This window comes from Streptomyces sp. NBC_00076 (assembly GCF_045041235.1).
Classification (GTDB): domain Bacteria; phylum Actinomycetota; class Actinomycetes; order Streptomycetales; family Streptomycetaceae; genus Streptomyces.
Window position 1 is genome coordinate 6,936,219 of sequence record NZ_CP108242.1, and the last position, 26,923, is coordinate 6,963,141.

Consider the following 26,923-nt stretch of genomic DNA (forward strand, 5'->3'; position numbering starts at 1 on the left):
CGACCGCGCCCGGGTGTGCGGGCCGCTGCACGCACCCGGCCCCGGAAGCGCAGGCACCTGCACCCGCACCCGCACCACCTCTGCTCGAAGGAGACCACCAAATGATCACCTCCCGACCCGACGCCTCGGCCCCGGGAGCAGCCCGATGAGAGTTCTGCTGATCGGAGCCAACGGCTACCTCGGCCGCTTCGTCGCCGACCGACTGCTCGCCGACCCGGCCGTCCAGCTCACCGCTCTCGGCCGCGGCGACGACGCCGACGTCCGCTTCGACCTCGCGTCCGGCAGCCCCGGCGCGCTCACCCGATTCCTCGACGCGGTCCACCCCGGAGTCGTCATCAACTGCGCCGGCGCCACCCGGGGTGGCGCGCGCGACCTCACCCGCCACAACACCGTCGCCGTCGCCACCGTCTGCGAGGCGCTGCGGCGCAGCGGCTGCGGTGCCCGTCTCGTGCAGATCGGCTGCGGCGCCGAATACGGCCCCAGCCAGCCCGGTTCCTCCACGGCCGAGGACGCCGTCCCCCGCCCTGGTGGGCCGTACGGCGTCAGCAAGCTCGCCGCCACCGAACTCGTCCTCGGCTCAGGCCTGGACGCCGTGGTCCTGCGTGTGTTCTCCCCGGCCGGCCCCGGCACCCCCGCCGGCTCCCCACTCGGCCGCCTCGCCGAGGCCATGCGGCGCGCCATGCAGTCCGGCGACGGCGAGCTCAAACTCGGCGGCCTCGGCGCCCAGCGGGACTTCGTCGACGTACGCGACGTCGCCCGCGCCGTGCACGCCGCCTCGCTGTCCGCCGCGCAGGGCGCCATCAACATCGGCTCGGGCCGCGCCGTCCGGCTCCGCGACGCCGCCGCGATCCTCGCGCGCGTTGCCGGATACGGCGGTTCCCTCCAGGAACTCGACGGCACTCCCGGCACCCACCTCAGGGCGACCATCGGCCACCCCCGCACCGACTCGGACCACGCGGCCCCGGTCGCGTACCCGTACCCGGACGGCTGCGGCAACTGGCAGCAGGCCGATGTGCGCACCGCACGCGACCGGCTCGGCTGGCGCCCGCGGATCAACCTGGAGGAATCCCTGGCCGACATCTGGATGGAGGCGGCATGCCGCATCTGACCAGCGCGACCCCCGGCACGGCGGGCACCGACCTGCGCACCGGCTTCGGCATCCCCGGCTTCGCCCACCCCCTCGTCGCCCCGGCCGAATGGGCCGAACTCACCCGCCCCGGCATCCCGTTGCACTGGGTCGTCCTGAACATCACGGGCAACGGGCCCGGCAGTCGTCCCGACCAGCACTGCCTGGAGGCGGCCGGCCGTCTGCGCAACGCGGGGATCCGGGTCCTCGGCCACCTCGACGCCACGTACGGGGCCCGTGCCTTCGGGGAGATGATCGCCGACGCACACCGCTACATCGACTGGTACCGGGTCGACGGCTTCCTCCTGGGCCGCTGCCCGACCGAACCTGTCGCCCTTCCCGAGGTCCGCCGGACGGTCACCACACTGCGCGCGATCAGTGACGACGCCCACATCGTTCTCGGCCACGGCACTCACCCGTACCCCGGCTACGCCGAGATCGCCGACCAACTGGTCACGTTCTCCGGCTCGTGGAGCGACTACCGCTGGTCGCAGGTGGCCGAGTGGACCGCGGACCACTCGCCCGAGCGCTTCTGCCACTTCGTCCACGGTGTCCCACGGGGCCACCTGGACGAGGCGCTGCGCATCGCCCGCTGGCAGGGCGCGGCGACCATCTACCTCACCGACCGCACGGACCGCTTCGGCCGCAGCGACCCCTGGGAGACCATGCCCGGCTACTGGGACGACGTCGTCTCGCGGATCGGAACAGGTGTCTCGGAATGAAGAAGCCCGTGGCAGTGTTACGGGGAGAACAACTGTAGTGATTGACCGACCAACGGAGTCCCCGTGTCGCTGCCACCCCTGGTCGAGCCCGCTTCCGAGCTCACCGTAGACGAGGTCCGCAGGTACTCCCGCCACCTGATCATCCCCGACGTCGGGATGGACGGGCAGAAGCGGCTGAAGAACGCCAAGGTGCTCTGTGTGGGCGCCGGCGGCCTGGGCTCGCCGGCGCTGATGTACCTGGCCGCCGCTGGCGTGGGCACGCTCGGCATCGTGGAGTTCGACGAGGTCGACGAGTCGAACCTGCAGCGCCAGATCATCCACAGTCAGGCCGACATCGGCCGCTCCAAGGCCGAGTCCGCGCGTGACTCCGTCCTCGGCATCAACCCCTATGTGAACGTGATCCTTCACGAAGAGCGGCTCGAGGCCGAGAACGTGATGGACATCTTCAGTCAGTACGACCTGATCGTCGACGGCACGGACAACTTCGCGACCCGCTACCTGGTCAACGACGCCTGTGTGCTGCTCAACAAGCCGTACGTGTGGGGCTCGATCTACCGCTTCGACGGCCAGGCCTCCGTCTTCTGGTCCGAGCACGGCCCCTGCTACCGCTGCCTCTACCCCGAGCCCCCGCCGCCCGGCATGGTCCCCTCCTGCGCCGAGGGCGGCGTCCTGGGCGTGCTGTGCGCGTCCATCGGCTCCATCCAGGTCAACGAGGCCATCAAGCTCCTGGCCGGCATCGGTGAGCCGCTGGTCGGCCGCCTGATGATCTACGACGCCCTGGAGATGCAGTACCGCCAGGTCAAGGTCCGCAAGGACCCCGACTGCGCGGTGTGCGGTGAGAACCCGACCGTCACCGAACTCATCGACTACGAGGCCTTCTGCGGCGTCGTCTCCGAGGAGGCCCAGGAGGCGGCCGCCGGCTCCACGATCACTCCCAAGCAGCTCAAGGAGTGGATCGACGACGGCGAGAACATCGAGATCATCGACGTCCGCGAGATCAACGAGTACGAGATCGTCTCCATTCCGGGCGCCAAGCTGATCCCGAAGAACGAGTTCCTCATGGGCACCGCCCTGGAGACCCTCCCGCAGGACAAGAAGATCGTCCTGCACTGCAAGACGGGTGTCCGCAGTGCGGAAGTCCTCGCGGTCCTGAAGTCCGCGGGCTTCTCCGACGCCGTACACGTCGGCGGCGGTGTGATCGGTTGGGTCAACCAGATCGAGCCCGACAAGCCGGTGTACTGAGCTTCGGCTCGTCCCAGTCGGATGACGGCGGGGGCTTCGGGTGCCACGGGTGCCCGGAGCCCCCGCCGTCATGAGCAGACCTTGCCGTCCCTCGGCACAGTGCCGGCCAGCAGATACGCGTTCACCGTGGAGTCCACGCAGTCGCTTCCGCTGCCGTACGACCCGTGGCCCTCGCCCTTCCAGGTGAGCACCACGCCCACGTCCCTGCCCAGTTCGGCGGCCATCTTCCCGGTGCCCTCGTACGGCGTCGCCGGGTCGCCGGTGTTGCCGACCACCAGAATCGGCGCCGCACCGGGCGCGCTCACCTCCGGCGTCTGGTACTGCCCGGCCACCGGCCAGTCGTGGCACCAGCCGACCGTGTCCCACCCCAGGAAGGGCCCGAAAACGGGAGAGATCCTCTCGAACTCCGGCAGCAGCTTCCTGGTCTCCTCGACCGTCAGCCGCTGCTTGTCGTCCAAGCACGATATGACTCGTTGCGAATGGGCCCCCGTGCCGTAGCGGCCCGACGGGTCACGCTCGTTGTACTCGTCGGCGAGCGCCAAAAGCTCGGAACCGTCTCCCCGCTGCGCCGTGGCCAGCGCGCTGGTCAGGGTCGGCCAGCTGTCCTCGCTGTACAGCGGCAGGATGATGCCGATGTAGGCGAGTGCCTGCGTCAGCTGCCGCCCCGACGCCGCCGGCAGCGGGTTCGCGTCGAGCCGCTTCAACAGGTCCGCGATCTTCCGCGAGCCCTGTTCGGGGTCCTGGCCGGTGGACTTGAGGTAGGCGTTCAGCGCCCGTTGGAAGCCTCGCGCCTGGTTCTTCCTGTGGCCCACCATGTCGGCGCTCGGGTCCGAGACCGCGTCGAGGACCAGCCGGCCCACGTTCTGCGGGAAGAGGTGCGCGTACACCCCGCCGAGTGCGGTGCCGTAGGAGATGCCGAAGTAGTGCGTCTTCCTGTCGCCGAGGACCTGCCTCATCAGGTCCATGTCGCGGGCGCTGTCGGTGGTCGAGACGTGCGCCATCAGCTCGCCGGCGTCCTTCTCGCAGCCTTTCCCGAAGTCGGTGGAGTCCCGCAGGTACGCCTTCTCCTCGGCGGGGGTGTCCGGCGTGATGTCCACCGTCTCGGCCGCCTGGATCTGCTTGTCGCCGCGGCAGCGGACGCCCTCGCTGGCGGCCACCCCGCGCGGGTCCCAGCTGACCAGGTCGTATCGCTCGCGGAGCAGGGAGACGGCGGCGGCGTACGCCGGCATCGTGGACACGCCGGAGCTGCCGGGGCCGCCGAAGTTGAACACCAGCGAGCCGATGCGGTGCTCCTCGCGGGCCTTGGTGCGGATGAGGGCGAGCCCGATCGTGTCGCCGTCCGGCTTCGACCAGTCCAGCGGCGCCTTGAGCGTCGCGCACTGCCAGTCGCTGCCCGGCGCGGTGGAGTCCGCGGTGGCCTTGCAGCGTCCCCAGTCGAGTCTCTGCGAGGTCAGAGCGGAGGGCAGATCTCCGGCCGAGGCGGACGGGCCGGCCGTCGGCTGGGCTTGGTCGGTCTTCCCGCCGCCCCTGTCGCTCCCCGACGAGTCGCCGCATCCCGTCACCAGCAGTGCGGCAGCGGCGCCCAGAGCCGTCCACCGTGCGAAACTCCTCATCACGGTCCCCCCTCGCAGGCCTTCCGCTCTGTGCCGCGGATGGCTTTCCCGCCATGGTAGGCGGATCAGGAGACGGCCGCCGGGGCCTGTGGATAACGCTCTGGCCTGCGAGTTCTCTCTGATTTCGAGAGACTGTCCCTAAGCGCCGTCCGACCCGTCGTCCGATGCGGCGTCTGATGTGTCGGCCGTCGCGGTGCTCCGGTCGGGAAGCGGAGACGGAGCGGGCGACGTCAGGAGCAGACGGTTCCCGCCGCCGGCACCTTCCCGTCCAGCAGATAGCCGTTCACCGCGTCCTGCACGCACTTGTTCTTGCTGTCGTACGCCCCGTGCCCCTGCCCCCGGTACGTCAGCTCGACGCCGACGCCCTTGCCGAGGGCCGTCACCATCTTCCGCGCACCTTCGTACGGCGTGGCCGGGTCGCCCGTGTTGCCCACGACGAGGATCGGCGCGGACCCGGGCGCGCTCACGTCGGGATGGTCGGCGGCGCCCGGCACGGCCCAGTCGGTGCAGCTGACCATGCCCCAGGCGAGGAAGTCGCCGAACAGCGCCGAGGCGGCCCGGAACTCGGGCAGCTTCTGCCCGACGTAGTCCGGGGTGTAGCGCGCTCGGTCGTCCGCGCAGTTGATGGAGATGTTGGCGGCGGCGAGGTTGCTGTACTCGCCGTTCTGGTTGCGGCCGTTCAACGAGTCGGACAGCGTCATCAGGGTCTGGCCGTTCCCGTCGTACGCCTGTTCAAGCCCTTCGGTGAGGTACGCCCAGAAGTCCTTCGAGTACAACGCCTGCGCGATGCCGTTCGTCGCGTCGGTCTGGGTCAGCTCACGCGGGAGGATGCCGGGGATCGGCTTGCTGTCGAGGTCCTTGAGCAGCTTGGCGATGCGGTCCTTGACGTTCTGCGCGCTGTCGCCGATCGGGCAGTCCTCGGTCTTCGACGTGCAGTCCTCGGCGAAGTTGTCGAGGGCGAGCTGGAAGCCCCTGGCCTGCCCGAGCGAGCCCTGCTCGGCGTTCTGGGTGGGGTCGACGACCGCGTCGAAGACCGCGCGGCCGACGCTTTTGGGGAACAGGTGCGCAAAGACGCCGCCGAGTTCGGTGCCGTAGGAGATGCCGAAGTAGTACAGCTTGTCGTCGCCGAGAACCTGGCGCATGAGGTTCATGTCGCGGGCCGCGTCGGTGGTGCGCACGTGCGGCAGCACCTTCTTGGAGTTCTCCTCGCAGGCCGCGTTGAACTCCTTGGTGTTCTCCAGCAGATCCGTGCGTTCGGCCGCGTCGTCGGGGGTGGCGTCCTGCTGGAAGTACGCGTCGAGCTGGGCGTCGTTCTCGCACTCCACGGGGGCGCTGCGGCCGACGCCGCGCGGATCGAAGCTCACCAGGTCGTACCGGGTGCGCAGTTTCGTGTAGTCCTCACCGAAGGCGGGCAGGGCGGTGACGCCCGAGCCGCCGGGGCCGCCGAAGTTGAAGACGAGCGAGCCGATCCGCTCGCCCCCGGCGCCGCTCGCCTTCGCCCGGATCAGCGCGAGGTCGATCGTGTCCCCCTTGGGCTGGTCCCAGTCCAGGGGGGCCTTCATGGTGGCGCACTGCCACGGGTCGCCGTTCGGCAGCGGGGTCGGGGCGTCACCGCCGCCCTCCGCCGCGGACGGCGCCGGGCAGTCCTCCCAGCTCAGCTTCTGCGCCGAGAGGTCCGCGTCCTGGGAGTCGTCGCCGCAGCCGGCCAGCACGGAGGCCAGCAGCAGGGCGGTAGCGGTCAGGGCGGTGGCGCGCAGCCGGGAGGAAGCGGGCATGGTCCCATAGTGGCGCCGTCGCCCGGCGGCCGCTCGGGGCACGGGCTGTACGAGGTACCGCGGCGCTTCCCTACAGCGCCCCCTTGCGTGTCAGATGGTTGAAGGCGAGCCAGCCCGGCAGCACCGGCAGCCACAGGGTCAGCAGCCGGAACAGCAGCACCGCCGGCGCGGCGACCTCCTTGGGGAGACCGATGGCGATCAGACCGACCGTCAGGGTCGCCTCCACCGCACCCACGCCGCCTGGGGTCGGCGCGGCGGACCCCAAGGCGTTGCCCGCGAGGAAGACGACCGCGACGCTGGCGATGCTCAGCGAGGTCGTCTGGTCACCGAACGCGCGGATCGAGGCGTCAAGGCACATCACGAAGCAGGCCGTCAGCAGCAGCATGCCGCCGATGCCGGTGATCAGCTTCTGCGGCCGCTGGAGCACGTCGAGCATGCGCGGCACCACACCCGCGAACAGTGACCTCACGCGCGTTGCCACGAATTTCCGCAGGAACGGAACCGAGGTCACGACCAGCACGAGCACCGCGACCGTCAGCAGACCCGCGATGACCGTCCGGGACGGTGACAGCGACGGCGTCTTCTCGGTCCCGGTCAGATAGCCGAAGGACAGCAGCATCAGGATGTGGCAGCCGAGCCCGAACAGCTGTGACGCGCCGACACTCGCCACCGCGAGCCCCGGCCTCACCCCCGCGCGCTGCAGGAAGCGCGTGTTCAGGGCGACACCGCCTACCGCGGCCGGTGCGACGATCTTGACGAACGACCCCGCGACCTGCGCCGCGACGGTCCGCAGGAACGTCACCCGCTCCGGCACGAAGCCCAGCAGGGCCATCGCCGCCGCGAAGTAGCTCGCCGCGGAGAACAGCACGGCCGCGGCGACCCAGCCCCACTCGGCGTTGGCCACCAGTGGACCGAACTCGATGTGGGTGAGCTGCGTCAGCAGGAAGTACGCGCCGATCGCGCCTGCCATGAAACTGATCAGCGTGCGCGGCCGCACCCGCTCCAGTCGGGCCGGTTCGACCGGTGCCTGCGGCCGGATCAGCAGTACCTGGTGGCGGATCTGGGTGAGCAGATCCTCCTCCCGCGCCTCTTCCACGGCCTCGTCGATGGCCCGCTTCTCGGCCCGGGCCTCCGCACGCACGGCCTTCTTGTCGGGCTTCTCGAGTACGGGTGCGGTGTGGTCCGCCGCTGACTCCAGACGGGCCTGCTTGGCCTGCCGGGACGCGTCGAGGACCGCCTCGCGTTCGCGCTCGGCCCGCTCCCGGGCCTTTCTTCGCAGCGTCGCGCGCGTGGAGCGGCTCAATGCGATGGGCTGCAGCATGGGCAGACAGTCGGCCACGGCGTCGGGCCCGAGAACGCTCAGCGCGGCGGCCACAGCGCGCTCGGCGCCGACCCGCAGGCCGAGCGTCACCAGCAGCTGGGAGATGTCCATACGCAGCAGCAGGTCGCCCGCCGCGATCTCGCCGACGCGCAGGTCGGTGAGGATCACCGTGCCGGAACGATCCACCAGGATCGCGTCACCCACGAGCCTGCGATGGGCGATACGCCGGGACTGCAGCGCTTGCACCTGGAGCCAGGTGTCGCGCAGCAGGTCGTCGGTGATCTCCTCGTCCGCGAGCGAGTCGAGGGTGCGCCCGCCGGTGTGCTCGTAGACGAGGATGACCGCGTCGGGGCCCAGTTCGGAGGTGGCGATCAGCTTGGGCGCGTTGGCGCCGGCCGCGATGGCCGCGTACGCGAGCAGCGCCTCCTGCTCAAGTGCCTGTCTCAGCGACGGCAGGCTGCTGCGGGTGGCGAAGCCGCGCAGTGTCAGGTTGCGCCAGGCGCGGTAGAAGAAGCCCTGGGCCTGCTGTTCCCGGTCGACCACCGTCACGTCCAGTGGCGGGCCGTCCTCCAGAGTGACGAAGTAGCGCCGGCCGCGGTCGCCGGTCTCCGGGGTGTCCGCGACCTCCTCGCGTGCCGCGCTCACCGGGTGGAAGCCGACGGTCCTGAGGCCCGCCATCAGGGTCCGTCCCGTCGGGCGCACGTTGGGGGAGCCGACCGCGTACAGCGTTCCGTAGGCCACGGTCCAGCCGATCAGCACCGTCAGGATGATCGAGAACGGCGTGGTGTAGCCGGTGACGAGCATCGAGAACGCGTCGAGCATCAGCACGATCCACAGCACGGCCCGCCAGCGCGGTCTGCGTGACATGCCGACCGCCGTCATGTATGCGATGACGGGCGCCAGATAGCCGTGCACGGGGTCGGTGAGGGCGTGGATGTCGCCGGGGGAGGGCTGGGTGAGCGCTTCCTGGATGGAGTCGGGGGCGGCTTTGGCGACCCATAGGTCCGTGGCGAGTGTCACCCCGTGTGCCAGGACCGCCGCGAGCACGCCGTCGGCGATCCGCAGCCCGTCGCGCTTGATCAGCCGCTCGATCGCGAACGCGACCGGCACCAGGAGGATCGCGATGCTGGAGGCGAGTCCCGCGATCTTGATGAGCAGGTCGGGCGCCCGTCCGGTGCCCTTGTTGATGTCTTGTTCGAGGCCTGAGGTGGTGCCGTGCGCGAACGCGGCGATGGCCAGCAGCATGACGACGGCCAGCACGCCGATCAGGAGCCGCATGAGGTCGGAGGGGCGGTGCACGCGCGCGGGGAGCAGCGGTTCGTCGCCCTCGACCTCGTCGGCACGCACCTCGTCAGGCTCCTCGACGTCGGGCTCGGGCTGCCCCGCCGCCTTTTTTCCGGTGTCCTTCGTGGCCGCCTCGCCGGTGTCCGGGCGCGACGACGTGTCAGAGGTGCTGTCCGCTTCGTCGGGATGCACGCCCTGCTGCCTCATCGCCTCTTCTTGGTCTCGTATCACCAGTCACCGCCCGCACGATGGTGGCATGCCCCACCGACAGTCAGGGGCGTCAGGGTGCAGATGCGGGGGCGCACAGTCTGCCCGAAGGGCTGCCCCGGAGCGAGGGATACGCACGGTCACGAGCGCGTCACGTTGTCGGTGGGGTGGGGCAGGATGGGACGGATGAGCGAGCAGAGCCTTCCGCACGACATCCGCGCGGAGCACGCGGACGCGCTGCCGGAGTACGCCGAGCGGGTCCTCGACGTGGCCGAACGGATCCCGCCCGGGCACGTGATGACCTACGGCGATGTCGCCGAGTGGCTGGAGGCGGGCGGCCCCCGCCAGGTCGGCCGCGTCATGTCCCTCTACGGAGGAGCCGTTCCGTGGTGGCGTGTCGTCCGCGCGGACGGCGTCCTGCTCCCGGGCCACGAAGTGGAGGCGCTCGGCCGGTACCGCGAGGAGGGCACCCCCCTGAAGCACGCGAGCCGAGCCGCCGAGGGCCATCTGCCACGGATCGACATGAGACGGGCGCGATGGGACGGCGGTGAACGCGCGGAGGGTCACACCTGACAGCTTCCGCCATCGGACCGGCCCAGGGACACCCTGAGGTCCGTACGGGGGAAGCGGGGCACGCGCGTGGGATGCCGTACGTTCGTGGGACGAAGGGCGCACGTGCCGCGAGTTCCCCGAGGGAAGAAGCGGAAGCCCTGCTTCCGCACCGCTCGTCGGCGTAGCGTCGGCTGCGCGCGCACCCCTCACCCCCAGGCCTACCGCCCGCCGCGCGCGGCGGTCCTTCCCACAGCACACCCACCAGGACCGGCGAACCACGTGAGCTCCTCTTCCTCCACCAGGCGCCTGTCGCACACCCAGGTGCGACAGGGGAACCGTGGTGCTTACCGACTTGTCCGTACCCCGCCGGCCCGGGTCGATCCCCCTCGTCTTGACGCCGCACAGCGCTCCGTGGTTGACCACCGAACCGGCCCGCTGCTCGTCCTCGCAGGTCCGGGCACCGGCAAGACCACCACGCTCGTCGAGTCGGTGGCGGCGCGGATCGCCCGAGGAGGGGACCCCGCGCGCGTCCTGGTGCTGACGTTCAGCCGCAAGGCCGCCGTCGAACTGCGCGACCGCATGGCGTTGCGCATCGGAGCCGCCCGCGCGCCACAGGCGACCACGTTCCACTCGTTCTGCTACGCCCTGGTCCGCGCCCACCAGGACACCGACCTGTTCGTCGAGCCCCTGCGCCTGTTGTCCGGCCCCGAGCAGGACGTCGCCGTCCGGGAACTCCTGGCCGGCCAGCCCGACCTGGAGCGGCTCGGCCTCGCGCACGTGCGCTGGCCGGACGAACTGCGCGCCTGTCTGACCACCCGTGGCTTCGCCGACGAGGTCCGCGCGGTCCTCGCCCGCAGCCGCGAACTGGGCCTGGACCCCGGTGCGCTGGACGCCTTCGCCCGCCGAATCGGCCGCCCCGACTGGCGCGCCGCGGCCGCCTTCCTCGCCGAGTACCTCGACGTGCTCGACCTCCAGGGCGTGCTCGACTATGCCGAACTGGTGCACCGCGCGGTGCTCCTCGCCCGCCGCCCCGAGGTCGCCGTACGGCTCGCCGCCCAGTACGACGCCGTCTTCGTCGACGAGTACCAGGACACCGACCCGGCGCAGGTTCGGCTGCTGCACGCCCTGGCCGGCGGCGGTCGCACCCTGGTCGCCTTCGGCGACCCCGACCAGTCGATCTACGCCTTCAGGGGCGCGGACGTGAACGGCATCCTGGAGTTCCCCCGGGACTTCCCGCGCGCGGACGGCCGGCTCGCGCCGGTGGAAGTGCTGCGCACCTCCCGCCGCTCAGGTGCCAGCCTGCTGACCGCGACCCGGCTGCTGACGCAGCGCATGCCGCTGACCCGACTTCCGGCCGACAAGGTGCGCGCCCACCGGGAGCTCACTGCGGTACGGGAAGGCGGCAGCGTCGAGGTCCACACGTACCCGACGCCCGGCACCGAACTGGACAACGTCGCCGACATCCTCCGCAGGGCGCACCTGGAGGACGGTGTCCCGTGGAGCGAGATGGCCGTCCTGGTGCGCGCCGGCGCCCGCACACTCCCCACGGTCCGCCGTGCCCTGACCGCGGCCGGCGTCCCCCTGGACATCGACGGCGACGACGTCCCGCTGCGGCACGAACCGGCGGTGGCGCCGCTGCTGACGGCACTGCGGGCGGTGGCCACGGCGGAGGCGGCGGAGACGCCGGACACGGTGGAAAGCAGTGGGCTGCCACGTTCCGCTGAACCGGGGGCGGACGCCTGCTGGCTCGGTACCGAGACCGCCCTGACGCTGCTCACGTCCCCTCTCGCGAGCATGGACGCCGCCGATCTGCGCCGGCTCGGGCGTGCCCTGCGCGACGAGGAGCGGGTCGCGGGCAACGCTTTGCCACCGCCGTCGGACGAACTGCTCGCGCGAGCGCTCGCCGAACCTGAGCGACTGGCCGTGCACGACCCCGCGTACGCGCGCGGTGCCCAGCGACTCGGCGCGCTGCTGAGGAAGGCCCGCGAGCGCCTCGCGGGCGGCGGTACGGCCGAGGAGGCGCTGTGGGACCTGTGGGAGGGCACGCCGTGGCCCACGCGCCTGGAGCGGGCCGCCCGCCGGGGTGGCGCCGCCGGCCGCAACGCCGACCGGGACCTGGACGCCGTGTGCGCGCTGTTCGCGACCGCGGCCCGCGCGGAGGAGCGCACCGGCGGCCGGGGTGCCCTGAACTTCCTCGAGGAGACCGACGCCGAGGACATCGCCGCCGACACCCTCACGCGACGTGCCGTACGCCCGGACGCCGTCCGCCTGATGACCGCGCACCGCTCCAAGGGCCTGGAGTGGCGCCTGGTGGTCGTAGCGGGCGTCCAGGAGGGCCTGTGGCCGGACCTGCGCCGCCGCGGCTCCCTCCTGGAGGCCGACCGCATCGGCCGCGACGGTCTCGCCGAACCCCTCACCCCCGGGGCGCTGCTCGCCGAGGAGCGACGCCTGTTCTACGTGGCCGCCACGCGCGCGCGTGAGCGACTCGTCGTCACGGCGGTGAAGGCGCCCGCGGACGACGGAGACCAGCCCTCCCGCTTCCTGACCGAACTCGGCGTCGAACCCAGGGACGTCACGGGCCGCCCGCGCCGTCCGCTGTCCGTCGCGGCGCTCGTCGCCGAACTGCGCGCCACCACGGTCGACCCGCGCGTGTCCGACAGCCTCAGGGAGGCCGCAGCACGCCGCCTGGCCCGGCTCGCGGCGCTGTCCGACGAGGACGGCCGCCCGTTGGTGCCGTCCGCCCATCCCTACCGCTGGTGGGGCATGTTCGAGCCGACCGAGAACAAGGTGCCACTGCGTAACCGCGACCAGCCCGTGGTGCTCTCCGGCAGCGCCCTGGACCAGCTCGCCAACACCTGCGCCCTGCAGTGGTTCCTGGGCCGCGAGGTGAAGGCCGACGCACCCGCGACGGCCGCCCAGGGTTTCGGCAACGTCGTGCACGTCCTTGCCGACGAGGTCGCCTCCGGGCGCACCCCGGCCGACCTCACCGTCCTCATGGAACGCCTCGACTCCGTGTGGAACGCGCTCGCCTTCGACGCGCCGTGGAAGTCGGCCCAGGAGAAGGACAACGCGCGCGTGGCACTCGAACGTTTCCTGCAATGGCACGTCATGGACCGCACCGGGCGGACGCCGGTGGCGAGCGAGCACGACTTCGACGTCACCCTCGAAGCGGGCGACTACGAGGTCCGTATCCGCGGCCAGTTGGACCGTGTGGAGGCCGACGGCGACGGCCGCGCCTATGTCGTCGACTTCAAGACCGGAAAGCACACACCCAGCGCCAAGGAAGTGGAGCGGCACCCCCAGCTCGCCGTCTACCAACTCGCCGTCCGCGAGGGCGCCGTGGACGAGGCCTTCGGCGGCCTGCGTCCCGAACCGGGCGGGGCCGAACTCGTCCAGCTTCGCCAGGCCGCCGCCAAACGGGACGGCGGCGAGACCCTGCCCAAGGTGCAGGCCCAGGAACCCCTTGAAGGGGCGGCGGGGGAGTGGGTCGGCGACCTGCTGGCCACGGCAGCCGGCAAGGTCCTTGACGAACAGTTCACTCCGAGCGCGGGCCAGCACTGCACGCACTGCGCGTTCCGGGCATCGTGCAGCGCGCGGCCCGAGGGGCGCCACGTGGTCGAGTGACGCAGGCACGTACGCGAGTTCGTTGTGATCGACCGCACCACATGTGCTGACCTGCGCCTCTGTCCGCCCCGACGGGGACGTGGTCTCCACTGTCAGTGGCCGCCACTAGCCTCTGAGTCATGCCCGCCCGTATCACCGATCCCGATCAGCTCAAGGAGCTCCTCGGCATCCCGTTCACCCCGGAGCAGACGGCCTGCATCATCGCGCCGCCCGCCCCGCAGGTGATCGTGGCCGGTGCCGGCTCGGGCAAGACCACCGTGATGGCGGCACGCGTGGTGTGGCTGGTCGGAACCGGCCAAGTGGCCCCCGAACAGGTGCTCGGCCTCACCTTCACCAACAAGGCCGCCGGTGAACTCGCCGAACGGGTCCGCAAGGCACTGGTCAGGGCCGGTGTCACCGATCCCGACGTCATCGACCCGGACAACCCGCCGGGCGAGCCGGTGATCTCGACGTACCACGCCTTCGCGGGCCGCCTGCTGACCGACCACGGCCTGCGCATCGGGCTGGAACCCACCTCCCGCCTGCTCGCCGACGCCACCCGCTACCAACTCGCCGCGCGGGTGCTGCGCGAAGCCCCGGGCCCCTACCCCGCGCTCACCCGCTCCTTCGCCGACCTGGTCAGCGACCTCCTCGCACTGGACGCCGAACTCGCGGAACACCTCGTACGACCCGAGGACCTGCGCGCGTACGACGCCGACCTGTTGCGCACCCTGGAGGGCGTCAAGCTCACCAACGCCGATCTGCGCAAGGTGCCCGAGACTGCCGCCGCCCGCCGTGAACTCGCCGACCTGGTGGTCCGCTACCGCGCCGCCAAGCGAGAACGCGACCTGCTGGACTTCGGCGACCAGATCGCCCTGTCGGCCGGGCTCGCCCGGATCCCCGAAGTGGGACGCGTCCTGCGCGACGAGTTCCGGGTGGTGCTCCTCGACGAGTACCAGGACACATCCGTGGCCCAGCGCATCCTGCTCGCAGGCCTGTTCGGCAGCGGCACCGGCCACCCCGTCACCGCGGTCGGCGACCCCTGCCAGGCCATCTACGGCTGGCGCGGGGCCTCCGTCGCCAACCTCGACGACTTTCCCGAGCACTTCGCCCACACCGACGGCCGCCCGGCAGCCCGACAGGCGCTCAGCGAGAACCGCCGCAGCGGCGGGCGCCTACTGGACCTCGCCAACGGCCTCGCTACGCCCCTGCGCGCCATGCACGCGGGCGTGGAGGCACTACGCCCGGCCCCCGGCGCCGAACGTGACGGCATCGTCCGCTGCGCCCTGCTGCCCACCCACGCCGAGGAGATCGGCTGGATCGCAGACTCGATCGCGCACCTGGTGAACACCGGCAAGGCTCCCGGAGAGATCGCAGTCCTGTGCCGTACGGCCACCGACTTCGCCGAGATCCAGGGCGCGCTCGTCGCCCGGGACGTCCCCGTCGAGGTGGTCGGCCTGTCCGGGCTGTTGCACCTGCCCGAGATCGCCGACCTGGTCGCCGTCTGCGAGGTCCTCCAGGACCCCGGCGCCAACGCATCCCTCGTGCGTCTGCTGACCGGCCCCCGCTGGCGTATCGGCCCACGCGACCTCGCCCTCCTGGGGCGGCGCGCCCGGCTCCTCGTGTCCCACGCGCGCGTGGCCGGCGACGACGACCCGGACCGTCGACTCGTCGAAGCCGTCGAGGGGGTGGACCCGTCCGAGGTGATCTCGCTCGCGGATGCCCTCGACACGTTCGTGGAGACCCCGTTCGACGGGGACGGCGACGACGACGGCCTGCCCTTCTCCCCGGACGCGCGCGTGCGGTTCGCGCGCCTGGCCACAGAGCTGCGCGACCTGCGCCGATCCCTGGCCGACCCCCTCATGGACGTCCTGCACCGGGTCCTGGCCGTCACCGGCCTGGAGGTCGAACTGTCGGCGTCCCCGCATGCCCTGGCGGCCCGACGACGCGAGACTCTGTCGAACTTCCTGGACGTCGCCGCGTCGTTCGCCGTCGGCGACGGCGAGGCGACCCTGCTGGCCTTCCTCGGCTTCCTGCGTACCGCCGCGCAGTACGAAAAGGGCCTCGACAACGCGCTGCCCGGCGGCGAGAACACCGTCAAGGTGCTCACCGCACACAAGTCCAAGGGCCTGGAGTGGGACGTCGTCGCCGTCCCGGGCCTGGTCACCGGCACTTTCCCCAGCAGCCAGGGCCGTGAGAAGTGGACCTCCCAGGGCAAAGTGCTGCCGCACGAACTGCGCGGCGACGCCGACACCCTTCCCGACGTTCCGTCCTGGGACTCGCGGGGACTGAAGGCCTTCCAGGAGGCCATGAAGGAGCACCAGCACACCGAGGAACTCCGCCTCGGCTATGTCACCTTCACCCGCCCCCGCTCCCTCCTGCTCGGCTCCGGCCACTGGTGGGGCCCGACCCAGAAGAAGCCGCGCGGCCCCTCCGACTTCCTGAGGGCCCTGTACGAGCACTGTGCGGACGGACACGGCGAGATCGAGGTCTGGGCGGAGGAACCCGCGGAGGACGAGGAGAACCCCGTCCTGCACCAGGTGTCCGCCGACCAGGTGTGGCCCCTGCCCCTGGACCAGGCGGCCCTGACCAGGCGTCGGGCGGCCGCCGAGACAGTACTGGCGCACCTGGAGCACCTCGCCTCCCACCCGGACGGCCACCCGGGGGCCACGCATGACCCGGACATCTACGACGACCCGGACTGGCCCGCACCACCGGACGACGAGGCTTCTCCCGAGGAAGACCTCTTCGAGGAGGGCCCTTACGTCGAGGAGGATTCCTACGACGAAGAAGGCTGGTTCGGCGAGGGGAACCCGGCCGAATGGGACTCCTGGACGGCCGACCGCCCGACCGTCCCGCACCAGGCGGCCGCCCCGGACACCCCGCACGGCCCACGCCCGGAACCCGCGCGCCCCCACCCCCGATCCGCGCACCCCCACTCCGAGTCCGCGCGCCCCCACCCCCCGGAACCGGAGACAGAGCACCCACGCCTCACTCCGGACGAAGCCCGCACCATCGCCTCCTGGGACCGCGACCTCGGCGCCCTCACCGGCGAACTCCTGCATGCCCGGCACAGCATCACCGACGTCCCCCTGCCCGCGTCGCTCACCGCGTCCCAGGTGCTGCGCCTGGCAGCCGATCCGGACGGCTTCGCACAGGAGCTGGCCCGTCCCATGCCCCGCCCGCCACAGCCCGCCGCCCGCCGCGGTACCCGCTTCCACGCCTGGGTCGAGTCCCGTTTCGAAGCGCTCACGCTGCCCATGCTGGAACCGGAGGAGCTGCCCGGAAGCGAGGCCGAGATCGCCGACGAGTACGACCTGGAAAACCTCAAGGACGCCTTCGAGCGCACCGACTACGCCCAGCGCACGCCCTACCGCGTGGAGGCACCCTTCCAGCTCACGATCGCCGGCCGCGTGGTCCGGGGCCGGATCGACGCCGTCTACAAGGAAGGCGACGGCGATGGGACGACGTACGACATCGTCGACTGGAAGACCAACCGCAGCCGCACGGCCGACCCGCTCCAGCTCGCGGTGTACCGGCTCGCCTGGGCCGAGCAGCAGGGCATCCCCCTGGAGTCGGTCACGGCGGCCTTCCTTTACGTGCGCAGCGGGGAGGTCGTACGACCTGACGGGCTGCCCGACCGCGCGGCACTGGAACGGCTCCTTCTGGAGGAGCCCGGGGGTGAGGAACCGCACGACGAGGATGTCACTGCGGGCCGATAGGCTCGTGACCATGAGCCAGCCCGTTGACAGTGCCGTCAGCGCCGTCCGTACGTACATCGAGCAGCACCGCGCCGTCTTCCTCGACGACCTGGCCGAGTGGCTGCGCATCCCGTCCGTGTCGGCCCAGCCCGACCACGCGCCCGATGTACGCCGCAGCGCCGACTGGCTCGCCGCCAAGCTGAAGGAGACCGGCTTTCCGACCGCTGAGGTCTGGGAGACGCCGGGAGCCCCGGCCGTCTTCGCCGAGTGGCCCTCCGCCGACCCCGGCGCGCCCACGGTCCTGGTCTACGGCCACCACGACGTACAGCCCGCCGCCCGTGAGGACGGCTGGGACAGCGAGCCCTTCGAGCCCGTCGTCCGCGACAACCGCCTCTACGCGCGCGGGGCGGCAGACGACAAGGGCCAAGTGTTCTTCCACACACTGGGCGTCCGCGCCCACCTCGCCGACACCGGCCGCACCACCCCCGCCGTGCACCTCAAGCTGCTCATCGAGGGCGAGGAGGAGTCCGGCTCCCCGCACTTCCGCGCCCTCGTCGAGGACCACGTGGACCGGCTCGCCGCGGACGCCGTGATCGTCTCCGACACCGGCATGTGGTCCGAGGACACCCCGACCGTGTGCACCGGCATGCGCGGCCTCGCCGAGTGTGAGATCCACCTGCACGGCCCCGACCAGGACATCCACTCCGGCTCCTTCGGCGGCGCCGTCCCCAACCCGGCCACGGCCGCCGCCCGCCTCGTCGCCGCCCTGCACGACGAGCACGCGCGCGTGGCGGTCCCCGGCTTCTACGACGGCATCGTCGAACTCACCGACCGCGAGCGCGAACTCTTCGCCGAGCTGCCCTTCGACGAGCGGCAGTGGCTGCGCACGGCCAGGTCGTACGCCACACACGGCGAGGCCGGACACACCACCCTGGAGCGCATGTGGGCCCGCCCCACCGCGGAGGTCAACGGCATCGGCGGCGGCTACCAGGGCCCGGGCAGCAAGACGATCATCCCGTCCTCCGCCATGGTGAAACTCTCCTTCCGGCTGGTCGCGGGCCAGGACCCCGACCACATCGAGAAGATCGTCCGCGCCTGGGCCGAGGAACAGGTTCCGGCCGGGATCCGCAGCGAGATCACGTTCCTGGCCGCCACGCGCCCGTGCCTGACGCCGCTCGACCACCCCGCCCTGCAGTCCGTCGTGCGCGCCATGGGCCGCGCCTTCGAACAGCCGGTCCGCTTCACCCGCGAAGGCGGTTCGGGACCGGCCGCCGACCTCCAGGAGGTGCTTGGAGCCCCCGTGCTCTTCCTCGGCATCTCCGTCCCGTCCGACGGCTGGCACGCACCGAACGAGAAGGTTGAGCTGGACCTGCTCCTCAAGGGCGTCGAAACCTCCGCGTACTTGTGGGCCGACCTCGCGGAGCACTGGAGCCATGCGCCCTGACCGCCCCGAGCCGTCAGACGCGGCAGAGCGGACGCGGCACACTGGAAGAGCTGTCCCGTACCGCCACGCCCTGCCGGACCCGGTCGCCTCCCGCCGTACGTCCCGCTGAACCGCCCACGAAACACCCTTTCCACCGGGGGAGTTGGAAGCACTCGTGACCACCTGGACCGACCACACCGCCGACCGCCCCATCTCGCTCACCGCCCCGAGCGGCATCGACCGCGCCGCCCATCACCGGCTCGACGAGGCCTGGCTCGCGGCGGCGTGGAGCCACCCCACGACCCGTTGCTTCGTGGTCTCCGGCGGCCAGGTCCTCATCGACGAGACGGCGGACGGCCGCACCGAACTCGTGATGACCCCGTCCTTCGAGGCGCCCCTCACCGAGGCGCACCGCTACTTCCTCGGCATCGACGAGGACGGCGTGCGCTACTTCGCCCTCCAGAAGGACGCGCTCCCCGGCCGTATCGACCAGTCCGCGCGCCCGGCGGGCCTGCGCGAGGCCGGTCTGCTCCTGTCGCCCCGTGAGGTCGGCCTGATGGTGCACGCGGTCGGCCTGGAGAGCTGGCAGCGCACGCATCGCTTCTGCTCACGTTGTGGCGAGCGCACGGTCATCGCCGCGGCCGGTCACATCCGCCGTTGCCAGGCTTGTGGCGCCGAGCACTACCCGCGCACCGACCCCGCCGTGATCATGGCGGTCACGGACGAGGACGACCGCATCCTGCTGGGCCGCCAGGTCCACTGGCCCGAGGGCCGCTTCTCGACGCTCGCCGGCTTCGTCGAGCCCGGCGAGTCCATAGAGCAGTCGGTGCGCCGCGAGGTCTTCGAGGAGGCCGGCATCACCATCGGCCCTGTCGAGTACGTCGCCAGCCAGCCCTGGCCGTTCCCGTCCAGCCTGATGCTGGGCTTCATGGCCCGCGCCACCTCGACCGACATCGACGTCGACGGCGACGAGATCCACGAAGCACGCTGGTTCTCCCGCGACGAGCTGCGCGCCGCCTTCGAATCCGGCGAGGTACTGCCGCCCTACGGCATCTCGATCGCGGCCCGCCTGATCGAGCTCTGGTACGGCAAGCCGCTGCCGACGAGGAGCTTCGCGTGAGGCACGACCCATCACTGGTGTAGCCACGACAGAGCAAGGGCGGTCCCCTGGGGAATTCCCCGGAGGACCGCCCTTCTCACACCACGGGAGCGGTTACGCGCCGACCTTCTGCTTGACCTGGGCCAGCGAGGGATTGGTGAGCGTCGAGCCGTCCGGGAACAGCACGGTGGGAACCGTCTGGTTTCCGCCATTCGCCTTCTCGACGAACGCGGCGGATTCCGGGTCCTGCTCGATGTTGATCTCGTTGTACGCGATGCCCTCGCGGTCCATCTGGCCCTTCAGCCGGCGGCAGTAGCCGCACCACGTGGTGCTGTACATCGTCACAGTGCCCGGCATGTCTCTCGCGCTCCTTCGGCGGCTCGGGGATGCGTGCTCGCAGTGAGGGAACGCAACTGAAAGGGCCACCATTCCCGTCGGTGAGGTCAACCCGTTGCGAATCCCGCCGCATGGCCCGGACGCGACGCCTCCCGCATTAGTACGACTGCGAGTGCTCACCTGTGGACAACCGACTCGTCCGTCTCCGGCGACCTGGCAGCATGGCCGTGTGACAGCAGCAACGCACTCCACCCTGTTCCCGCAAACACCGGACTCGGCCGACGCGGTGCTCGAAGGGCTCGACCCCGAGCAGCGCGAGGTCGCCACCGCCCTGCACGGTCCGGTGTGCGTGCTGGCGGGCGCCGGCACGGGCAAGACACGGGCGATCACCCATCGCATCGCATACGGCGTACGCGCGGGCATCCTCCAGCCGTCCAGCGTGCTGGCCGTCACCTTCACCAACCGCGCTGCCGGCGAGATGCGCGGCCGGCTCCGGCAACTCGGCGCGGGTGGCGTCCAGGCCCGCACCTTCCACTCCGCCGCCCTGCGTCAGCTCCAGTACTTCTGGCCGAAAGTCATCGGTGGCTCCATGCCCCGGCTCGTCGACCGCAAGATCCAGCTCGTCGCCGACGCGGCCGCCGCCTGCCGCATCCGCCTCGACCGGGGCGAACTGCGGGACGTCACCGGCGAGATCGAGTGGTCCAAGGTCACCCAGACCGTCCCCGCCGACTACCCGCTCGCCGCCGCCAAGGCAGGGCGCGAGGCCCCCCGCGGCCCGGCCGAGATCGCCCAGCTCTACTCCGCGTACGAGGACCTCAAGCGCGACCGCGCCCTCATCGACTTCGAGGACGTCCTGCTGCTGACCGTGGCCGTCCTCCAGGACCGGCACGATGTCGCCGAGCAGGTCCGTTCGCAGTACCAGCACTTCGTGGTCGACGAATACCAGGACGTCAGCCCCCTCCAGCAGCGCCTGCTGGAACTGTGGCTGGGCGACCGGGACAACCTCTGCGTGGTCGGAGACGCCAGCCAGACGATCTACTCGTTCACCGGGGCAACTCCCGATCACCTGCTCGACTTCCGCACTCGCCACCCCGGGGCAACGGTCGTCAAGCTGGTCCGCGACTACCGTTCCACTCCCCAGGTCGTCCACCTCGCCAACGGCCTTCTCGCCCAGGCCCACGGCCGCGCCGCCGACCATCGGCTGGAGCTGGTCTCCCAGCGTGCCCCGGGCCAAGAGCCCGTCTACAGCGAGTACCCGGACGAGCCCGCCGAGGCCGAGGGCGCCGCCCGGCGGATACGCGAGCTCATGGACGCGGGCGTCCGGGCCAGCGAGATCGCCATCCTGTTCCGCACCAACTCCCAGTCCGAGACCTACGAACAGGCCCTCGCCGACGCCGGAGTCCCCTACCAGCTGCGGGGCGCAGAGCGCTTCTTCGACCGCCCCGAGGTCCGCAAGGCCGGTGTCGCCCTGCGCGGAGCGGCCCGCTTCGGCGGCAACGACTCCCTCCTGGACGACGTCATCGATCTGCCCTCCCAGGTGCGTGCGGTGCTCTCCGGTGAGGGTTGGACCACCGAGCCCCCGGCCGGCTCCGGAGCCGTCAGAGAGCGCTGGGAGTCCCTCGCGGCCTTCGTGAACCTCGCGCAGGACTTCGCCGTCGCCAGACCCGGCGCCACCCTCGGCGACCTCGTGGCCGAACTCGACGAGCGGGCGGCCGCCCAGCACGCCCCGACCGTGGAAGGCGTCACGCTCGCCTCCCTGCACTCGGCCAAGGGCCTGGAGTGGGACGTCGTCTTCCTGGTCGGCGTAGCCGAGGGCATGATGCCGATCACCTACGCAAAGACCGCCGAGCAGATCGAGGAGGAGCGCCGACTCCTCTACGTCGGCGTCACCCGCGCCCGGGAACTCCTTCATGTCTCCTGGGCGCTCTCCCGCTCGCCCGGCGGCCGCCCGAGCCGCCGACCCAGCCGCTTCCTCGACGGGCTGCGCCCCGGCTCGGCCGCCGCCGCGGGGACCCGGGCCGCGGCAGGCGGCCCCGGAGGCGTCGAGCGGGGCTTCACGAGCAGACCGGGCGCCACCCCGCGACGCAGGCAGCGCACTCCCGCGCGCTGCCGCGTGTGCGGGCGCACGCTGACCGACGCGGGTGAGATGAAACTGATGCGCTGCGAGGACTGCCCGTCCGACATGGACGAGGGTCTCTACGAGCGACTGCGCGAGTGGCGGGCGGTCCAGGCGCAGCGCAGCGGACAGCCCGCCTTCTGCGTCTTCACCGACAAGACGCTGATGGCGATCGCCGAGGCCGCCCCCGACGACGACGGGAAGTTGGCCCGGATCCCCGGGGTCGGCATGCGCAAACTCAAGCGCTACGGAGCCGATGTCCTCGCCCTCTGCGCAGGCCAGGAGCCTGAGGGAGAAGAAGACCGGGATTGATGCGAACTCGTCGAAAAAATAGTTTGCGCATGCCCCAGGAATCCCCATAGGTTCTTAGCCACGGGGACGGAGGCCTTCTCGGGGGCCCCGATTCCGTGCTGTACTTGCATACCCGTCGGACTGGTTCACCCCAGTCCCCAAGACGCCGAGAGGAGGCGATTCCAGTGATCAGCATCAACAGCCGCTCCATCAGCACCGCCAAAATGACCGATCGCTCGGTCGTCTCCACGTGCATGCTCGGCGCCTCTGCCCCGGGCAGCGGTCTGTCCGGCATCCGTGCCGTGCGTCCGGTGTCCTCCGTGTCTCTGGCGGGTCTTCCCGTCCGGGAGCGCAATGAGCGACCGATCAAGGCACTGGAAGCGGTAGGGGCACAGGCGCAGGCCTATGCCTTTGCGGCGGCCGGTGCCGGTAGCCGGAAGCAGACGCAGCACCACCTGATGTGGGCCTTCCGTGGGCCAGAACCCTGGAGTGATCCAGCCTGATCGTCGATCAGGCCGGCGCCTTCAGGGCCGCGGAACCCCACCCGGGATCCGCGGCCCTTCTGTTTGTCCTCGAACGGGGATGACGGGACGAAGGGGCCTCGGGACAAGAAAAGACCCGGTACCAGCCGACAACCGGTCCAACAGGGCCGGAACGACCAGACGAGGAAGACGAACCGTGCAACTCGAAGCGCACGCCCCGTCCGTACCGCCTTCCGAAACGATCCCCCCGCCCGGCCTCACGGAGGACTCCACCTTGTTGACCCCGCTCACTGCGCTCACCGCGCTCGACGACGCCATCGAGAACCTCGGCGTACCCGTCCCCTGCCGCTCTTACGACCCGGAGGTCTTCTTCGCCGAGTCGCCGGCGGACGTCGAGTACGCCAAGTCCCTCTGCCGCACCTGCCCGCTGGTCGAGGCCTGCCTCGCCGGCGCCAAGGAGCGGCGTGAGCCCTGGGGCGTCTGGGGTGGCGAGCTGTTCGTGCAGGGTGTCGTCGTCGCCCGGAAGCGGCCGCGTGGTCGCCCGCGCAAGAACCCGGTCACGGCATGAACACCAACATCGCAGGAACGATCGACCGTCCCCTCACGCACGACCCCAAGAAGCAGGCCCCGATGAAGCCGTCCACCAACGAGCCCGCAGGCGCGACGCCTGAAGACTTCACCATGAGCGGCGCGATGGACTCGCGCCAGAACAGGACCCGAGAGATGCAACTCATCCCAGAAGCTCTGGCTCGTGCGCATATGCACGAGCTCCTGCATGAGGCCGAGCGAGACCGTCAGGCCGTGCGTCTGGCGTCCGCCCGTCGGATGCAGCGCCGGGCCGAGCGCGCCTCGCGGCGCGCCCGCCGCGCGCTCGCCATGGCCGTCATGCAGTAGTCCCGAACACACCTGAAGCGGTGGCCTCCCGGCCAGGGGAGGCGGAGCTCTCCCCGTGGGGGCCGGTCCGACCGAACGGACCGGCCCCCACGGTGCGTTGTGCCGGTCCTCCGCAGACCGCGGCGATATCGTCCCCGGGTGACGAGTCCTCCCGGAGACAGCGATCACGGCAGCGGCTCCGCCAGGGAGCCGGAGCCACTCGTATGCGCCCGCTGTGGCGCCCGCGCCGAGGCACCTCAGCCCACCTGGGCCTGTTCCGTGGAGAACGGCACCCGCTACTACTTCTGCGACCGCTGCTCCCGGGAGAGCCTCACGGCGATCGAGGGGCGGTTGGACTCGGCCTGGTGGTAGGCAGGGTCCGGCCTGGTGGTGAGCCGGGTCGGCGCTCTCACGCCTCCGCCACCGACTCCTCCTCGTCAGTGTCCACGGTCATGCCGGCATCGTCGTTCGTCTCCAGGTTCGCCTCGGGGACGAATCCCGGCAGCCACTCCTCCAGTTCCTCGCGCAGACGCACCGTCGAACCCAGCTGGCAGAGCACACCGATGGTGCTCAGGGTCACACGGTGGATGAGGAGGTAGGCCGGAGGCAGGTTGAGTTGCTTGCCCAGCTGATGGGCGGGGGAGCGAGGATCGGCGATGCGGGCCGCCTGGCTGCGCATCCAACTGCGGGTGAAGGTGAACTCGTCGGCCTGCGCTGGTTCGATGATCGGCAGGAGGTAGTCGAGGACCGCGTCGGGGTCCAGCTCTATGGATTCCTTGACGAAGCCCTCGGCACACAGGAGCTCGTAGACGGCCTCCGCCTCGCCGTCGATCGTCATACGCAGGGAAGTGCCGATCGGGGTGGGCAGACCACCCGGGAGGCGGTCGACCGTGCCGAAGTCGAGGACGCCCAGACGCCAGTCCTCCTCGCCGTCCGGACCACCGGGCAGGAGCCGGAAGTTGCCCGGGTGCGGATCGGCGTGAAGCAGGCCGGTGCGGGCCGGGCCGGAGAAGAGGAAGCGGGCCAGGAGTTGACCGGCGCGGTCGCGCTGCTCCTGGGTGCCGTCGGCGATCACCTCCGACAGTGGGACACCGTCCATCCACTCCGTTACCAGAACCTGCTCGCACTGATGGACCACACCTGGCACCGCCACATCCGGATCGTCCGCGAACTCCTCGGCGTGGGCGCGCTGGGCCTGCGCCTCCAGGCCGTAGTCCAGTTCCTCGGAGACCCGGTCCTTGAGCTCCGTGATCAACGGCTTGACGTCCACGCCGGGGATGAGAGGACCCAGCAGGCGGGCGAACCGGCTCAGTTGGGTCAGGTCGGACAGCAGCGCCTCGCCGGCGCCCGGGTACTGCACCTTGACCGCCACTTCCCGGCCGTCGTGCCACACCCCGCGATGAACCTGGCCGATCGAGGCTGCCGCCGAGGGCTTGTCCTCGAACTCCAGGAACAGACCCTTCCAGCCCTCGCCGAGGCGCTCCGCCAACACCGTGTGCACGGTGCGGGTCGGCATCGGGGGCGCCGCCTCCTGGAGCTTCGTCAGCGCCGCCCGGTAGGGGCCGGCGACCTCCTCGGGGAGCGCCGACTCGAAAACCGACAGGGCCTGGCCGAACTTCATCGCACCGCCCTTGAGCTCGCCGAGCACCTTGAACAGCTGGTCCGCCGTGCGCTGTTGCAGCTCGCGGCCGACCAGCTCGGCGGACTCGCCCACGATCCTCTTGCCGAGCCCCCAGGTCGCCCGTCCGGCGAAACCGAGCGGGAGTGCGGCGAGCTTGGCGGTACGGGTGACCGCCTTGCGGGGAAGATCAGACATGCGCCCTCCAGGTGCCAGCCAGCCGCGCCGCGTCAGCCCTACGGCGTAACTCCTTCGACGGTTGTTGCTCCGCCATTGTCTCGTGTCGATCCTCGCCCTTGGAGGTGTGTTCCTTCTTACCTTTCTCCGCTGCCCCGCAGGGACATGCGGAGTGCGCCCAGACCGGCCGAGCATGCCAGTTGAGGGCGGGCAGGGCGACCTCCCAGCGTGCGCCGACACTCGACGGGGTCCGGCCGTCCAGGAAAGCGAGCGCGTGCGCTGCCGCCAGACCCGCGACCGTCGTGGCCAGCGCCAGGTCGCAGGGGAGCGCCTGTCGTGCCTGGCGTGGCGTGCCGGAGCGCCACTGGGCGACCAGGCGGGGCCAGGTCCCGTCACGGTCGACGCGTGCCTCGTGCAGACATCCGGCGCAGCCCGTCTCGCCGGGCAGGACGAGCGGGCCCACCACTCCGGTTCCCTCCACGACCCCGGCGTACAGATAGGGGGTGCCGGAGGCGATCAGGGGACCGGCGGCGGAGGGATCGGGAGCGTGCACGTCCACGTCGTCCCGCGGGGCGAGGATCACCAGGGACAGGCCGGCGTTGTCGTCCTCGGCCGGGGTGCGGGGCCCGCGGCGCCGTGGGCCTTCCGGGGCAGCTCGGCGCACGGCCCGCCGGGCAGCCTCGTCCCTGCGGTCGCCGACCGACTCCGCTGACAGCCCGCCCGGCGCGACATCCCCGGGCTCGACGCGACCGACGTCGCGCACCTCGACCTCGCCAATACCCGCGCCCGACAGCAGCGACGCCAGGACCGCGCCCACCCGGCCCGCACCTCTCACCTGGACGCGAAGGGAACGGCGGGCGGCCAGTAGACCGATCGCCTCGCCCGGCTCGGATGCGGTCAGCGACAGCGAGGCCAGATCGGGACGCAATCGGTCGAGGACCTCCGTCTTCTCCCGCAGGGCCTCGGCGCCCGGCCCGCCTCCTCTCGCGTCGTCGACGAGTCCGGCCCGCGCCAGCCGCTCGACCAGGGCGTCGACATGCCCCTCGGGCAGTTCCATCCGACGGGCCTCCTCCCGCAGGAGCGGAAGCCCACGGGTGCCGTTGAGCAGATCGAGGAAACTGCCCGTCGCCGTGTCCATCGGACCCAATGTCATCGCGTGCGCCGGAGTCATCCCGAACTGCACGGTGTTGAGGTCGCGCCAGCCGCGCCTGAGCGCGGGTTTCACGATCGGAACCATCGACCGTGACTTCGTCGCCTGCGAAACCGTCGGCTGCATGACAGACCCCCGTGGTCCTCGTAGAACATCCCCGTTCGGCCGTCGGATTCAGCGTTGACGTCGGGTAGTCGGTCCGGACACCCGTC

Annotated in this window: 19 protein-coding genes; 13 read left to right on the forward strand and 6 right to left on the reverse strand. The window is 71.1% G+C overall.

The window, feature by feature from the left end; genetic code table 11:
- Positions 1-145: 145 nt before the first annotated feature.
- The 3 genes from OHA64_RS31715 (at position 146) to moeZ (ending at position 3,090) form a co-directional block, all read left to right on the forward strand.
- A complete protein-coding gene (locus OHA64_RS31715) occupies positions 146-1,108 on the forward strand; it encodes an NAD-dependent epimerase/dehydratase family protein (protein ID WP_405618902.1) in 963 nt (320 codons plus the stop codon).
- The gene (locus OHA64_RS31720; protein ID WP_405618904.1) at positions 1,096-1,848 is read left to right on the forward strand and encodes a spherulation-specific family 4 protein; all 753 of its coding nucleotides are present in this window, start codon (positions 1,096-1,098) and stop codon (positions 1,846-1,848) included. The genes OHA64_RS31715 and OHA64_RS31720 overlap by 13 nt, the downstream gene beginning before the upstream one ends.
- Positions 1,849-1,911: 63 nt before the next feature.
- The gene (gene moeZ, locus OHA64_RS31725; RefSeq protein ID WP_405618906.1) at positions 1,912-3,090 is read left to right on the forward strand and encodes an adenylyltransferase/sulfurtransferase MoeZ; all 1,179 of its coding nucleotides are present in this window, start codon (positions 1,912-1,914) and stop codon (positions 3,088-3,090) included.
- A gap of 68 nt (positions 3,091-3,158) precedes the next feature.
- On the opposite strand, the gene OHA64_RS31730 is transcribed toward moeZ, so the two are convergent.
- The 3 genes from OHA64_RS31730 to OHA64_RS31740 all read right to left on the reverse strand — a co-directional run bounded on the left by OHA64_RS31730 (position 3,159) and on the right by OHA64_RS31740 (position 9,290).
- Positions 3,159-4,703, reverse strand: coding sequence for an alpha/beta hydrolase (locus OHA64_RS31730; protein WP_405618908.1), 1,545 nt, complete (start codon positions 4,701-4,703; stop codon positions 3,159-3,161).
- 230 nt (positions 4,704-4,933) lie between these two features.
- The gene (locus OHA64_RS31735; RefSeq protein ID WP_405618910.1) at positions 4,934-6,478 is read right to left on the reverse strand and encodes an alpha/beta hydrolase; all 1,545 of its coding nucleotides are present in this window, start codon (positions 6,476-6,478) and stop codon (positions 4,934-4,936) included.
- Positions 6,479-6,548: 70 nt separating this feature from the next.
- Complete coding sequence (locus OHA64_RS31740; RefSeq protein WP_405618912.1) at positions 6,549-9,290, reverse strand: lysylphosphatidylglycerol synthase domain-containing protein; 2,742 nt, start codon at positions 9,288-9,290, stop codon at positions 6,549-6,551.
- Positions 9,291-9,476: 186 nt separating this feature from the next.
- Here OHA64_RS31740 and OHA64_RS31745 point away from each other — a divergent pair, with 186 nt between their 5' ends.
- From OHA64_RS31745 to nudC, 5 genes are all read left to right on the forward strand, one after another.
- Positions 9,477-9,863, forward strand: coding sequence for an MGMT family protein (locus tag OHA64_RS31745; RefSeq protein ID WP_405618914.1), 387 nt, complete (start codon positions 9,477-9,479; stop codon positions 9,861-9,863).
- A 258-nt stretch (positions 9,864-10,121) separates the two neighbouring features.
- Positions 10,122-13,466: an ATP-dependent helicase gene (locus tag OHA64_RS31750; protein ID WP_405618916.1), complete on the forward strand. Its 3,345-nt coding sequence runs from the start codon at positions 10,122-10,124 to the stop codon at positions 13,464-13,466.
- A gap of 119 nt (positions 13,467-13,585) precedes the next feature.
- Positions 13,586-17,167, forward strand: coding sequence for a UvrD-helicase domain-containing protein (locus OHA64_RS31755; protein ID WP_405618918.1), 3,582 nt, complete (start codon positions 13,586-13,588; stop codon positions 17,165-17,167).
- 10 nt (positions 17,168-17,177) lie between these two features.
- Positions 17,178-18,590 carry a dipeptidase gene (locus OHA64_RS31760; protein ID WP_405618920.1) on the forward strand — a complete coding sequence of 471 codons (1,413 nt, stop codon included), beginning with the start codon at positions 17,178-17,180 and terminating at the stop codon, positions 18,588-18,590.
- A gap of 154 nt (positions 18,591-18,744) precedes the next feature.
- Positions 18,745-19,689 carry an NAD(+) diphosphatase gene (gene nudC, locus OHA64_RS31765; protein WP_405618922.1) on the forward strand — a complete coding sequence of 315 codons (945 nt, stop codon included), beginning with the start codon at positions 18,745-18,747 and terminating at the stop codon, positions 19,687-19,689.
- Between the two features lie 93 nt (positions 19,690-19,782).
- Here nudC and OHA64_RS31770 read toward each other — a convergent pair whose 3' ends face one another.
- On the reverse strand, positions 19,783-20,025 hold the full coding sequence (locus tag OHA64_RS31770; RefSeq protein WP_362438247.1) for a mycoredoxin: 243 nt from the start codon (positions 20,023-20,025) through the stop codon (positions 19,783-19,785).
- Between the two features lie 208 nt (positions 20,026-20,233).
- On the opposite strand from OHA64_RS31770, the gene OHA64_RS31775 reads away from it, so the two are divergent.
- The 5 genes from OHA64_RS31775 to OHA64_RS31795 all read left to right on the forward strand — a co-directional run bounded on the left by OHA64_RS31775 (position 20,234) and on the right by OHA64_RS31795 (position 24,138).
- On the forward strand, positions 20,234-22,432 hold the full coding sequence (locus tag OHA64_RS31775) for an ATP-dependent DNA helicase UvrD2 (RefSeq protein ID WP_405618924.1): 2,199 nt from the start codon (positions 20,234-20,236) through the stop codon (positions 22,430-22,432).
- Positions 22,433-22,596: 164 nt separating this feature from the next.
- On the forward strand, positions 22,597-22,914 hold the full coding sequence (locus OHA64_RS31780; protein ID WP_405618926.1) for a hypothetical protein: 318 nt from the start codon (positions 22,597-22,599) through the stop codon (positions 22,912-22,914).
- A gap of 175 nt (positions 22,915-23,089) precedes the next feature.
- Entirely contained in the window at positions 23,090-23,461 is a 372-nt protein-coding gene (locus OHA64_RS31785; RefSeq protein WP_356763496.1) for a WhiB family transcriptional regulator, read from the forward strand.
- A complete protein-coding gene (locus OHA64_RS31790; protein WP_405618928.1) occupies positions 23,458-23,787 on the forward strand; it encodes a hypothetical protein in 330 nt (109 codons plus the stop codon). The genes OHA64_RS31785 and OHA64_RS31790 overlap by 4 nt, the downstream gene beginning before the upstream one ends.
- 138 nt (positions 23,788-23,925) lie before the next feature.
- Positions 23,926-24,138, forward strand: coding sequence for a hypothetical protein (locus tag OHA64_RS31795; RefSeq protein WP_405618930.1), 213 nt, complete (start codon positions 23,926-23,928; stop codon positions 24,136-24,138).
- Positions 24,139-24,175: 37 nt separating this feature from the next.
- On the opposite strand, the gene OHA64_RS31800 is transcribed toward OHA64_RS31795, so the two are convergent.
- Both OHA64_RS31800 and OHA64_RS31805 read right to left on the reverse strand, forming a co-directional pair.
- A complete protein-coding gene (locus tag OHA64_RS31800; RefSeq protein ID WP_405618932.1) occupies positions 24,176-25,582 on the reverse strand; it encodes an ABC1 kinase family protein in 1,407 nt (468 codons plus the stop codon).
- Positions 25,575-26,798 carry a TOMM precursor leader peptide-binding protein gene (locus tag OHA64_RS31805; RefSeq protein ID WP_405618934.1) on the reverse strand — a complete coding sequence of 408 codons (1,224 nt, stop codon included), beginning with the start codon at positions 26,796-26,798 and terminating at the stop codon, positions 25,575-25,577. Before OHA64_RS31805 ends, OHA64_RS31800 begins: the two co-directional genes overlap by 8 nt.
- Between the last annotated feature and the right edge of the window lie 125 nt (positions 26,799-26,923).

Bases quoted from the DNA above. Each gene is read 5' to 3' on its own strand.
- OHA64_RS31715 (WP_405618902.1), top strand. From the start codon at position 146: ATGAGAGTTCTGCTGATCGGAGCCAACGGCTACCTCGGCCGCTTCGTC.
- OHA64_RS31720 (WP_405618904.1), top strand. From the start codon at position 1,096: ATGCCGCATCTGACCAGCGCGACCCCCGGCACGGCGGGCACCGACCTG.
- OHA64_RS31730 (WP_405618908.1), bottom strand. From the start codon at position 4,703: ATGAGGAGTTTCGCACGGTGGACGGCTCTGGGCGCCGCTGCCGCACTG.
- OHA64_RS31735 (WP_405618910.1), bottom strand. From the start codon at position 6,478: ATGCCCGCTTCCTCCCGGCTGCGCGCCACCGCCCTGACCGCTACCGCC.
- OHA64_RS31740 (WP_405618912.1), bottom strand. From the start codon at position 9,290: ATGAGGCAGCAGGGCGTGCATCCCGACGAAGCGGACAGCACCTCTGAC.
- OHA64_RS31745 (WP_405618914.1), top strand. From the start codon at position 9,477: ATGAGCGAGCAGAGCCTTCCGCACGACATCCGCGCGGAGCACGCGGAC.
- OHA64_RS31755 (WP_405618918.1), top strand. From the start codon at position 13,586: ATGCCCGCCCGTATCACCGATCCCGATCAGCTCAAGGAGCTCCTCGGC.
- OHA64_RS31760 (WP_405618920.1), top strand. From the start codon at position 17,178: ATGAGCCAGCCCGTTGACAGTGCCGTCAGCGCCGTCCGTACGTACATC.
- OHA64_RS31770 (WP_362438247.1), bottom strand. From the start codon at position 20,025: ATGCCGGGCACTGTGACGATGTACAGCACCACGTGGTGCGGCTACTGC.
- OHA64_RS31790 (WP_405618928.1), top strand. From the start codon at position 23,458: ATGAACACCAACATCGCAGGAACGATCGACCGTCCCCTCACGCACGAC.
- OHA64_RS31800 (WP_405618932.1), bottom strand. From the start codon at position 25,582: ATGTCTGATCTTCCCCGCAAGGCGGTCACCCGTACCGCCAAGCTCGCC.
- OHA64_RS31805 (WP_405618934.1), bottom strand. From the start codon at position 26,798: ATGGTTCCGATCGTGAAACCCGCGCTCAGGCGCGGCTGGCGCGACCTC.